The organism is Pseudarthrobacter albicanus, assembly GCF_018224015.1.
Classification (GTDB): domain Bacteria; phylum Actinomycetota; class Actinomycetes; order Actinomycetales; family Micrococcaceae; genus Arthrobacter; species Arthrobacter albicanus.
The window spans coordinates 11,749-22,972 of sequence record NZ_JAGPOT010000025.1 but is presented as its reverse complement, the minus strand read 5'-3'; the positions used below and the strand labels follow the sequence as shown (position 1 = coordinate 22,972).

Genomic DNA, 11,224 nt, shown 5'->3' with positions numbered 1-11,224 from the left:
GAAGACAGGCAATGTCCGCCTGCTGCCCTGCAGGGGCTCAGGGCCCCGCTCAGGGGACCAGGAGGACCTTGCCGGTGGTGCGCCGCTGCTCCAGGTCGTCGTGGGCCTTCGCCGCTTCGGCCAGCGGATAGCGGGCGCCGATCCGGACCTTGAGGCTGCCGTCGGCGGCAGCGGCGAAGACCTCGCCGGAGCGCCAGCGCCGCTCCTGCGGGTCGCGCAGGTAGTGGGCCATCGTCGGCCGCGTCAGGTAGAGGGAGCCCCCGGCATTGAGCCGCTGCGGGTCGAAGGGCGGGACCGGACCGGAGGCGCCGCCGAAGAGCACGAGGGTGCCGCGGATCCGCAGCGCGGCGAGGGAACCGTCGAACGTGTCTTTCCCGACGCCGTCGTACACCACGTCGGCGCCGGTCCCGTCGGTCAGTTCCCGGATCCGGGCCGGGAAGCCTTCGTAGCGCAGCACGTGGTCGGCGCCGGCGTCGCGGGCCAGCTGTTCCTTCTCCTGGGTGGAGACGGTGGTGATGACGTTTGCGCCCTTGGCCTTGAGCAGCTGGATGAGAAGGAGGCCGACGCCGCCGGCGCCGGCGTGGAGCAGGACGGTGTGGCCGGGCTCGACCTTGAAGGTGGAGTTGATCAGGTAGTGCGCCGTCACGCCCTGCAGGGGGAGTGCGGCGGCCGTCAAGTCGTCGAGGCCGTCCGGGACGGGGAGCGCCTTGTCCTCATCGACGAGGGCGTAGCCGGCGTAGCAGTCGATGCCTTCGGCCGTGGCGACCCGGTCGCCCGGGGCGAAGCCGGTGACGCCTTCGCCGACTTCCTCCACGGTGCCGGCGGCCTCCGAGCCGGGCGTGAAGGGGTACTGCACCTTGTAGACGCCGCTGCGCTTGTAGGTGTCAATGAAGTTCACGCCCGCGGCGGCGACCTTGACGAGCAACTGGCCGGGGCCCGGCGCCGGACGCCCTGTTTCTGCCAGTTCCAGTACCTCGGGGCCGCCCGGCAGCCGGGCAACGATTGCGTGCATCATGAGTCTCCTTTTTCCGGGCGATGTCCTGGCCCGGATCCTGGAACCATCCTAGGGACAGCGGCGGAAATGGCGAAGGTGCGGCTCAGTAGCGGCGCGTCACGGTTGCCATCGGGCATTCGAAGTGTCGCCCGGCTGCGAGGCCGACGTCGTTGAGGTAGCGGACGATGATGCCGTAGGACTGGAGCAGCGTGGTTTCGGTGTAGGGAACCTGGTGCTTCTGGCAGTACTCGCGGACGATCACGGCCGCCTTGTCGAGCTGCGGGCGGGCCATGTCCGGGAAGAGGTGGTGCTCGGCCTGGCGGTTGAGGCCGCCGAGCAGGATGTCCATGAAGCGTCCGCCGGAGATGTTGCGGGACGTCAGGACCTGGCGGCTGAAGAAGTCCACGCGGCTGTTGGCCGGCAGAACCGGCATGCCCTTGTGGTTGGGGGCGAAGGAAGCGCCCATGTAGAAGCCGAAGACGGCGAGCTGGACGCCGATGAAGGCGAACGCCATGCCCAGCGGCAGGAAGGTGAAGGCCAGTGCCGGAAGGGCGCTCAACCGTGCCAAGAGGATGGGCAGTTCGGTCCAGCGGTGGGTGACCTTGGCGCGGCGGAAGACGAACCTGATCGAATCGATCTGCAGGCCGAGGCCTACAAGGAACAGCAGCGGGAAGAAGAACCAGCCCTGTTTGCGGGTCAGGAAGGAGAAGCGTCCCTGCCGGGTGGCCGCCGCTTCCTCGTGGAACGCAATCGCGCCGGTGGCGATGTCCGGGTCCTTGGAGATGACGTTCGGATGGTTGTGGTGCGCGCCGTGCTTCTGCTCCCACCAGGAGTAGCTCATGCCGGCCACGGAGGTGGCCAGCAGCCGGGCGGTCCAGTCGTTGGCGCGGCGGGAGGCGAAGATCTGGCGGTGCCCGGCCTCGTGGGCCAGGAAGCTCAGCTGGGTGCACAGGATGCCCACGGCGGCGGCGATGAGGAGCTGGAACCAGCTGTCACCGATCAGGGCGAACCCGAACCACGTGGCGGCCATGAGCAACACCAGGCAGGAAAACACGGTGACGTAGAAACCGACCCGGCGTTCGAGGAGGCCGGCGGCCTTGACGCTCTTGAGCAGTTCGGAGTAGCTCAGGACGACGGCGTTGGGCTGCCGGACGCGCGTTTGGGGGCGCTCCGCAGTGGTGGTGGGGGTCATGGGACGCTGGCCTCGTAACTGTTCCGGGCAACGCTGCAGCCGACATTCGGCCTGCACGGTCTGGATCACCCTCAGTCAAGTGTACGTGCCGGGGCTCCTTGGTCCGGCGCCTGCGCCGCCCTGCCGGGTGGGGCCGGCTGCCCGCGGACCAGATCCGGGCGCCGACAAATCCATGCATAAATATCGACCTCTATGCATAGTCTTGCTGTATAGTGGCGGTTATGACTATTTCTGTTGCCGTCTCCGGCGCAAGCGGTTATGCAGGCGGCGAGGTGCTGCGGCTCCTGGCCGGCCACCCCGATGTCACGATCGGCGCCATCACGGCGCACAGCAATGCCGGTTCCACACTAGGGGAACTGCAGCCCCATCTCCATAGCCTGGCGGACCGCATCCTCGAAGACACGTCCGTGGAGAACCTGTCCGGACACGACGTCGTGTTCCTGGCCCTTCCGCACGGCGCGTCCGCCGGGATCGCGGCGCAGCTGCCGGCCGGGACGGTGGTGATCGACGCCGGCGCCGACCACCGCCTCGAGGACCCGGCCGCCTGGGAGAGGTTCTATGGCTCCGCGCACGCCGGAAGCTGGCCCTACGGCCTGCCGGAGCTGCCCGGACAGCGCGAGAAACTCAAGGGCGCCAACCGGATCGCCGTGCCGGGCTGCTACCCGACGTCGGCCCTGCTGGCCCTCACGCCCGGCTTCAGCAACGGACTGCTGCACGCGGACGACGTCGTCATCGTCGCCGCCTCCGGCACCTCCGGCGCCGGAAAAGCCGCCAAGGTCAACCTGATCGGCGCCGAGGTCATGGGCTCCATGAGCCCCTACGGCGTGGGCGGGGGCCACCGGCACACCCCCGAGATCGAACAGGGACTCTCGCTGGCCGCGGGCGGACCCGTCACCGTCTCCTTCACCCCCACGCTGGCTCCCATGAGCCGGGGCATCCTCACCACGGCCACCGCGAAGGTGCGGCAGGAGCCGGGACGCAGGGTCACCGCCGGGGAGCTGCGCCGCGCCTGGGCCGAGGCCTACGACGACGAGCCGTTCGTCCATCTGCTGCCGGAAGGCCACTGGCCCACCACCAAATCCGTGCAGGGATCCAACCACGCCGTGATGCAGCTGGCCTTCGATGAGCACACCGGCCGCGTGATCGTCTGCTGCGCCATCGACAACCTGACCAAGGGGACCGCCGGCGGCGCCGTGCAGTCCATGAACATCGCCCTCGGCCTGGCGGAAACCGCCGGCCTCAACCTCCAGGGAGTCGCACCGTGAGCATCACCGCAGCCAAGGGATTCCGCGCCGCCGGAGTCACGGCCGGCCTCAAGGCCTCCGGCAACCCGGACTTCGCGCTCGTTGTCAACGACGGACCTTCCCGGGCCGCCGCCGCCGTGTTCACCTCCAACCGCGTGGCCGCGGCACCCGTGCAGTGGTCCCGCGAGGTGGTCAAGGACGGCAGGGCGGACGCCGTCGTGCTCAACTCCGGCGGCGCGAACGCCTGCACCGGCCCCCAGGGCTTCCAGAACACCCACACCACCGCCGAGAAGACCGCCGAAGCGCTGGGCATCTCCGCCACCGACGTGGTGGTCTGCTCGACCGGCCTGATCGGTGAGCAGCTCCCGATGGACAAGATCCTTGCCGGGATCGGCGCCGCGGCCGCCGCGCTCAGTCCCGAGGGCGGGGCCGGGGCGGCCACCGCCATCATGACCACGGACACGGTGTCCAAGCAGGCCGTGTTCACCGGCACGGACGCCGAAGGAAACGAGTACACCATCGGCGGCATGGCCAAGGGTGCCGGCATGCTCGCCCCCGGGCTCGCCACCATGCTGGTGGTCCTCACCACGGACGCAGACGTCCAGCCGGAAATGCTCGACGTCGTGCTCCGCGACGCCACCCGGGTCACCTTTGACCGGGCCGACTCCGACGGCTGCATGTCCACCAACGACACCGTGGTGCTGCTCGCCTCCGGCGCCTCCGGCGTCGTTCCCTCCGCCACCGGATTCGGCGCCGGCCTGACGCAGGTCTGCGCCGAGCTTGCCCGCAAGCTCATCGGCGACGCCGAGGGCGCCAGCCACGACATCGCGATCCGTACCTTCAACGCGGCCACGGAGAGGGACGCCGAGATCGTCAGCCGCGCCGTCGCCCGCTCCAACCTGTTCAAGACCGCCATCTTCGGCAAGGATCCCAACTGGGGCCGCGTGCTCTCCGCCGTCGGCACCACGGACGCGGTCTTCGAGCCGGACCAGCTGAATGTGTCCATGAACGGCGTGCAGATCTGCCGGAACGGCAGCATCGGGGCGGACCGCAGCCTCGTGGACCTGGAACCGCGCGAGGTGCTGGTCGAGATCGACCTTCAGGCCGGCGGGGCCGAGGCCACGATCCTCACCAACGACCTCACCCACGACTACGTCGAAGAAAACAGCGCCTACTCAAGCTAATCCCCCTGGAAGGACGAACAGAAGGACGGCAGCATGAACACCCAGACCCGCGAGACCACGTCCACGGCCGATGCCCAGGACAAGGCCGGCACCCTGATTGAGGCGCTGCCCTGGATCCAGCGCTTCGCCGGCACCACCATGGTGATCAAGTACGGCGGCAACGCCATGGTCAACGATGAACTGCGCCGCGCCTTCGCCGAGGACGTCGTGTTCCTCCACCATGTCGGCATCCACCCGGTGGTGGTGCACGGCGGCGGCCCGCAGATCAATGCCATGCTCAGCCGGCTCGGCATCGAATCCGAGTTCAAGGGCGGCCTGCGCGTCACCACCCCGGAGGCCATGGATGTGGTGCGCATGGTCCTCACCGGCCAGGTGGGCCGCGAACTCGTGGGCCTGATCAACTCCCACGGCCCCTACGCCGTCGGCATGTCCGGGGAGGACGGCGGCCTGCTGCGCGCCGTCCGCACCGGGACCGTCGTCGACGGCGAAGAGGTGGACCTGGGCCTGGTGGGCGAAGTGGTGGGCGTCAACCCCGCCGGCATCCTGGACATCATCGCCGCTGGCCGGATCCCGGTGATCTCGACGGTCGCGCCGGAGATCGCCGATGACGGGGCCCGCGGTGCAGACACCCATCAGGCGCAGACCACCGGACAGGTCCTCAACGTCAACGCCGACACGGCCGCCGCCGCCCTCGCCGAAGCGCTCGGCGCCTCCAAGCTCGTGATCCTCACGGACGTCGAGGGCCTCTACGCCAACTGGCCGGACCGCTCCTCGCTGATCTCCTCGCTGACGGCTTCGGAGCTGCGCGGGCTGCTCCCGGGCCTCGAATCCGGCATGATCCCGAAAATGGAAGCCTGCCTCAAGGCCGTCGAGGGCGGCGTCGAGCGGGCGCACATCGTGGACGGCAGGCTGCCGCACTCGATGCTGCTGGAAACCTTCACGACGGCGGGCATCGGCACGCAGGTCGTCCCGGACGAGGAAGTGTAAACATGAACAACTCTGAAGATCTCGACAAGCTCGATCACCGGAGCCCGGTGGGGGAGCTCGATCACCCGAGCCCGGTGGTTGAGCTGGTCGAAACCCGCGGCCATGCCACCGGCGCGCAATGGCTTTCCCGCTATTCCTCGTCCCTGCTGGGCGTCTTCGGCACCCCGCAGCGGGTCCTGGTCCGCGGCGCCGGCTGCCTCGTCTGGGACGCCGACGGCAAGGAGTACCTGGACCTGCTCGGCGGGATCGCCGTCAACGCCCTCGGCCACGCCCACCCGTTCGTCACCTCGGTGATCTCGAGCCAGCTGGCCACCCTCGGGCATGTTTCCAACTTCTTCACCAGCCCCACCCAGATCGCCCTGGCCGAGAAGCTGCTGGAAATCACCCGGGCCCCGGCCGGGTCCAAGGTCTTCTTCGCCAACTCCGGCACCGAAGCCGTCGAGGCCGCGTTCAAGCTGGCCCGGCGCAACACGGGCGCCGGCCCGGACAGTCCAGAACGGCCCCGGACCAAGATCATCGCGCTGGAAGGGGCCTTCCACGGGCGCACCATGGGTGCCCTCGCGCTCACCGCGAAAGAGGCCTACCGGGCGCCGTTCGCGCCGCTGCCAGGCGGCGTCGTGCACATCCCGTTCGGTGACATCGACGCGCTCCGCGCCTCCGTCGACGACACCGTTGCCGCCGTCTTCCTCGAGCCGATCCAGGGCGAGGCCGGCGTCCTTCCGCTGCCCGCCGGGTACCTGCAGGCGGCCCGCGAGGCCACCACCGCTGCCGGCGCCCTGCTGATCCTCGACGAGGTGCAGACCGGCATGGGCCGCACCGGGAAATGGCTCGCCAGCGGCGACGCCGGAATCGTGCCCGACGCCGTGACCCTGGCCAAGGGCCTGGGCGGCGGCTTCCCGATCGGCGCCCTCGTGACGTTCGGTCCGGAAACCTCCTCGCTGCTCACCGCCGGCCAGCACGGCACCACCTTTGGCGGCAACCCGGTCGCCACCGCGGCCGCCCTGGCCACCCTGCACGTCCTCGAAAGCCAGCACGTTCTGGACCACGTCCGCGAGGTGGGGGAGCACCTGCGCTCCGGCCTCGCCGCGATCGACGGCGTCACTGCGGTCCGCGGCGAAGGGCTGCTGATCGGCTTCGACCTTGACGCCGACGTCGCCCCCGGCGTCGTGGACGCCGGCCTGGACGCCGGCTTCATCGTCAACAGCCCCGGCCCGCACACCATCCGGCTCGCGCCTCCCCTGATCCTCACCACCGACCAGGCCGACCGTTTCCTCGCCGCGCTGCCCGCCCTCCTCCAGACCGCAAAGGACGCCCAGTGAACGCCACAGCAGTCACCCGCCATTTCCTCAAGGACACGGACCTCAGCCCCGCCGAGCAGGCTGAAGTCCTCGACCTGGCCGTCCGGATGAAGGCCGCCCCGTACAGCGTGCAGCCCTTCGCCGGGGCAGGAAACGGCCGCAAGACCGTGGCCGTGATCTTCGACAAGACGTCCACCCGGACGCGGGTCTCCTTCGCCACCGGCGTGGCCGACATGGGCGGCAATGCGCTCATCATCAACCCGGGCGAGGCGCAGATCGGCCACAAGGAATCGGTGGAGGACACCGCCAGGGTGCTCGAGCGCATGGTCGCCACGATCGTCTGGCGGACCGGTGCGCACGCCGGGCTCGTCGCCATGGCCGCGAACTCGCGCGTCCCCGTGATCAACGCCCTGTGCGACGACTACCATCCGTGCCAGCTCCTCGCGGACCTGCTCACCATCAAGGAACACAAGGGCCAGCTCAAGGGCCTCACCCTGAGCTACCTCGGCGACGCGGCCAACAACATGGCCAACTCCTACCTGCTGGCCGGCGTCACGGCGGGCATGAACGTCCGCATCGCCGGCCCCGACGGCTACCTGCCGTCCCCGGAGATCATCGCCGCGGCCGAGGACCGTGCCGCGGAGACCGGCGGCTCGGTGCTCGTCACCGTGGACCCGGCCGAAGCGCTCCTGGGCGCCGACGTCGTCGCCACCGACACGTGGGTGTCGATGGGCCAGGAAGACGAGAAGCAGGCGCGGCTGCGGTTGTTCCGCGACTACGCCGTGGACGAAGCGGCGATGAAGCTGGCGGCGCCGGACGCCGTCGTGCTCCACTGCCTCCCGGCCTACCGGGGCTACGAGATCGCCGCCGGCGTCATCGACGGCCCGCAGTCCGTGGTCTGGGACGAGGCGGAAAACCGGCTCCACGCCCAGAAGGCCCTCATGGCGTGGCTCATGCACCGCTCCGGCCTGGCCGTTGTCGAGGGACTCGGATAATGTCCGTCCAGCCGGCCTCCCCGGGGGCCAGCCCGGCCACCAAGACCGCCCGGCAGGCGCGGATCACCGCGATCCTGACGGGTGAATCCGTCCGCTCGCAGGCGGAACTTGCCGCACTGCTGGCCGACGACGGCGTCCAGGTCACCCAGGCCACCCTGTCCCGGGACCTCGTGGAACTGGGCGCGGTGCGGGTCCGCGGCAAGGAGGGCGTGCTGGTCTACGCCGTGCCGGGGGAGGGCGGCGAGCGCGGCGCCAAGAGCGGGGTGACCCAGGAAATCCTCGACGCCCGGCTGGCCCGGCTGTGCGGGGAACTGCTGGTCACGGCCGAGGCCTCCGGGAACATCGTGGTGCTGCGGACCCCGCCCGGCGCGGCGAACTTCCTGGCCCTCGCGATCGACCACTCGGTGATGCCGTCCATCCTGGGCAGCATCGCCGGGGACGACACCGTGCTGCTGGTCACCCGCGATCCGGTCGGCGGGGCCGCCGTCGCCGCCCGCTTCCTGCAGCTCGCCGAGGAAGCCGGCCAGTAACCTTGCATGAGACAACCAACAACCAAACAACTAAGGAGCATTTCCGTGACTGAGCGTATTGTGCTGGCCTACTCCGGTGGCCTCGATACTTCCGTAGCCATCGGCTGGATCGGTGAAGCCACCGGCGCCGAGGTCATCGCCGTGGCGGTCGACGTCGGACAGGGCGGCGAGTCCCTGGAGACCATCCGCCAGCGTGCCCTGGGCTGCGGCGCCGTCGAGGCCTACGTGGCCGACGCCAGCGACGAGTTCGCCAACGAGTACTGCATGCCCACGCTGAAGGCCAACGCCCTCTACCAGGGCCACTACCCGCTGGTCTCCGCCATCTCCCGCCCGGTGATCGTCAAGCACCTGGTCAAGGCCGCCCGCGAATTCGGCGCCACCACTGTCGCCCACGGCTGCACCGGCAAGGGCAACGACCAGGTCCGCTTCGAAGTCGGCATCCAGACCCTGGGCCCGGACCTGAAGTGCATCGCCCCGGTCCGCGACCTCGCCCTGACCCGCGACAAGGCCATCGCCTTCGCCGAGGAAAAGGGACTGCCGATCGAGACCACCAAGAAGAACCCGTACTCGATCGACCAGAACGTCTGGGGCCGCGCCGTCGAGACCGGCTACCTCGAGGACATCTGGAACGCCCCCACCAAGGACATCTACGACTACACCGCCACCCCGGAGTTCCCGCCGGCCCCGGACGAGGTCACCATTTCCTTCGAAGCCGGCGTGCCCGTAGCGATCGACGGCGTCAGGGTCACCCCGCTGCAGGCCATCAAGGAACTCAACCGCCGCGCCGGCGCCCAGGGCGTCGGCCGGATCGACGTCGTCGAGGACCGCCTCGTCGGCATCAAGTCCCGCGAAATCTACGAAGCCCCGGGCGCCATGGCGCTGATCACGGCGCACAAGCACCTCGAGGACATCACCATCGAGCGCGAGCAGGCACGCTTCAAGGCCAACGTCGGCCAGCGCTGGGCCGAGCTGGTCTACGACGGACAGTGGTTCTCCCCGCTCAAGCGCTCCCTCGACGCGTTCATCGAGGACACGCAGCGCTACGTCACCGGCGACATCCGCATGGTGCTGCATGGCGGCCAGGCGATCGTCAACGGGCGCCGCTCCGAAACCTCGCTCTACGACTTCGACCTCGCCACGTACGACACCGGGGACACCTTCGACCAGTCGATGGCGCGCGGCTTCATCGAGCTGTGGGGCATGTCCGCCAAGGTTGCCTCCGGCCGCGATATCCGCGTCGCGGGAAAGTAAAAATCGGTGGTTGAGCCTGTCGAAACCCCGAAATCAGCGACGAACACCGGTGCCCTGTGGGGCGGCCGGTTCGCCGGCGGCCCGGCGGACGCCCTCGCGGCCCTGAGCAAGTCGACGCACTTTGACTGGAGGCTGGCCCGGTACGACATTGCCGGGTCCCAGGCGCATGCCCGCGTGCTGCACAAGGCCGGGCTGCTGGACGACGCCGAACTCGAAGGCATGCTCGCCGCCCTGACCCGGCTGGACGAGGACGTCGCCTCGGGCGCGTACACGCCGGTAGAGTCCGACGAGGACGTCCACGGATCGCTGGAACGCGGGCTCATCGAACGGGCCGGCACCCAGCTCGGCGGCAAGCTCCGGGCAGGACGGTCACGCAACGACCAGGTGGCCACCCTCGGCCGGATGTTCCTGCGCGACCACGCCCGGATCATCGCCCGCGGCGTCCTCGCCACCATCGATGCGCTGATCGGCCAGGCCAGGGAACACCGCGGCGTGGCCATGCCCGGCCGCACCCACCTCCAGCACGCCCAGCCGGTCCTGCTCAGCCACCACCTGCTGGCCCACGCCTGGGCGCTGTTGCGCGATGTGCAGCGGTTCCAGGACTGGGACAAACGCGCCGGAATCTCACCCTACGGTTCCGGCGCCCTCGCCGGCTCCTCGCTGGGCCTGGATCCGGAGGCCGTCGCGGCGGAACTGGGCTTCTTCTCGGCCACGCACAACTCGATCGACGGCACCGCCTCCCGCGACGTCTTCGCCGAGTTCGCGTGGATCACGGCCATGATCGGCGTCGACCTGTCCCGGGTCTCGGAGGAGGTGATCCTGTGGGCCACGAAGGAGTTCTCCTTCGTCACCCTGCACGATTCCTACTCCACCGGTTCCTCGATCATGCCGCAGAAGAAGAACCCGGACGTGGCCGAGCTGGCGCGCGGCAAGGCCGGCCGGCTGATCGGCAACCTGACCGGGCTCCTGGCGACGCTGAAGGGCCTGCCGCTCGCGTACAACCGCGACCTGCAGGAGGACAAGGAGCCGGTGTTCGACGCCGCCGACACGCTGGAGGTCCTGCTCCCGGCGGTCTCCGGCATGATCGCGACGCTGACGTTCAACACCGAACGGATGGAATCGCTGGCACCGCAGGGCTTCGCGCTGGCCACGGACATCGCCGAATGGCTCGTCCGCCAGGGCGTGCCGTTCCGTGAGGCCCATGAGCTCTCCGGCGCCGCGGTGAAGCAGGCCGAAAGCCGCGGCGTCGAACTCTGGGACCTGACGGATGAGGAATACGCCGCCATCTCGGGGCACCTGACGCCGGAGGTCCGCACGGTCCTGTCCACCGAAGGCTCGCTCAACAGCCGTAACTCGCAGGGCGGCACGGCACCGGCCGCCGTCGAACGCCAGCTGCTGGCCCTCGACGCCGAGCTTGCGGCCGTGCGCGGGTACGCAGGGTAGCTGTACCCCGGCTCGGCCAGGGGGCCCACGCCCGCAGGGTTCCCTGGCCGGGGGCCCACGCCTGAGCTTGCGAAGGCTGGGAGCCGGTGGGGACTTGCGAGGTTAG

The 11,224-nt window shown here is 69.6% G+C and carries 10 protein-coding genes; 8 read left to right on the top strand and 2 right to left on the bottom strand.

What is annotated here, in order from left to right; all coding sequences use genetic code 11:
• Positions 1-49 precede the first annotated feature (49 nt).
• The gene (locus J9611_RS07500; RefSeq protein ID WP_211879016.1) at positions 50-1,015 is read right to left on the bottom strand and encodes a quinone oxidoreductase family protein; all 966 of its coding nucleotides are present in this window, start codon (positions 1,013-1,015) and stop codon (positions 50-52) included.
• Between the two features lie 82 nt (positions 1,016-1,097).
• Positions 1,098-2,186: a fatty acid desaturase family protein gene (locus J9611_RS07495; RefSeq protein WP_211879014.1), complete on the bottom strand. Its 1,089-nt coding sequence runs from the start codon at positions 2,184-2,186 to the stop codon at positions 1,098-1,100.
• Between the two features lie 221 nt (positions 2,187-2,407).
• Between J9611_RS07495 and argC the strand changes: the two genes are divergently transcribed.
• The 8 genes from argC to argH are packed head-to-tail and all read left to right on the top strand — an operon-like array spanning position 2,408 to position 11,118.
• Entirely contained in the window at positions 2,408-3,451 is a 1,044-nt protein-coding gene (argC, locus tag J9611_RS07490; RefSeq protein ID WP_211879012.1) for an N-acetyl-gamma-glutamyl-phosphate reductase, read from the top strand.
• Positions 3,448-4,614 carry a bifunctional glutamate N-acetyltransferase/amino-acid acetyltransferase ArgJ gene (gene argJ / locus J9611_RS07485; RefSeq protein WP_211879010.1) on the top strand — a complete coding sequence of 389 codons (1,167 nt, stop codon included), beginning with the start codon at positions 3,448-3,450 and terminating at the stop codon, positions 4,612-4,614. The genes argC and argJ overlap by 4 nt, the downstream gene beginning before the upstream one ends.
• 33 nt (positions 4,615-4,647) lie before the next feature.
• On the top strand, positions 4,648-5,601 hold the full coding sequence (argB, locus tag J9611_RS07480) for an acetylglutamate kinase (RefSeq protein WP_211879008.1): 954 nt from the start codon (positions 4,648-4,650) through the stop codon (positions 5,599-5,601).
• 2 nt (positions 5,602-5,603) lie between these two features.
• Complete coding sequence (locus tag J9611_RS07475; RefSeq protein ID WP_211879006.1) at positions 5,604-6,920, top strand: acetylornithine transaminase; 1,317 nt, start codon at positions 5,604-5,606, stop codon at positions 6,918-6,920.
• Positions 6,917-7,894, top strand: a complete 978-nt coding sequence (gene argF / locus J9611_RS07470; protein WP_211879004.1) for an ornithine carbamoyltransferase — start codon at positions 6,917-6,919, stop codon at positions 7,892-7,894. The genes J9611_RS07475 and argF overlap by 4 nt, the downstream gene beginning before the upstream one ends.
• Entirely contained in the window at positions 7,894-8,424 is a 531-nt protein-coding gene (locus tag J9611_RS07465) for an arginine repressor (RefSeq protein ID WP_211879002.1), read from the top strand. The genes argF and J9611_RS07465 overlap by 1 nt, the downstream gene beginning before the upstream one ends.
• Positions 8,425-8,469: 45 nt before the next feature.
• Positions 8,470-9,675, top strand: coding sequence for an argininosuccinate synthase (locus J9611_RS07460; RefSeq protein WP_211879000.1), 1,206 nt, complete (start codon positions 8,470-8,472; stop codon positions 9,673-9,675).
• A 6-nt stretch (positions 9,676-9,681) separates the two neighbouring features.
• Entirely contained in the window at positions 9,682-11,118 is a 1,437-nt protein-coding gene (argH, locus tag J9611_RS07455) for an argininosuccinate lyase (RefSeq protein ID WP_211878998.1), read from the top strand.
• Positions 11,119-11,224 lie beyond the last annotated feature (106 nt).

Bases quoted from the DNA above. Each gene is read 5' to 3' on its own strand.
- J9611_RS07500 (WP_211879016.1), bottom strand. From the start codon at position 1,015: ATGATGCACGCAATCGTTGCCCGGCTGCCGGGCGGCCCCGAGGTACTG.
- J9611_RS07495 (WP_211879014.1), bottom strand. From the start codon at position 2,186: ATGACCCCCACCACCACTGCGGAGCGCCCCCAAACGCGCGTCCGGCAG.
- argC (WP_211879012.1), top strand. From the start codon at position 2,408: ATGACTATTTCTGTTGCCGTCTCCGGCGCAAGCGGTTATGCAGGCGGC.
- argB (WP_211879008.1), top strand. From the start codon at position 4,648: ATGAACACCCAGACCCGCGAGACCACGTCCACGGCCGATGCCCAGGAC.
- J9611_RS07475 (WP_211879006.1), top strand. From the start codon at position 5,604: ATGAACAACTCTGAAGATCTCGACAAGCTCGATCACCGGAGCCCGGTG.
- J9611_RS07465 (WP_211879002.1), top strand. From the start codon at position 7,894: ATGTCCGTCCAGCCGGCCTCCCCGGGGGCCAGCCCGGCCACCAAGACC.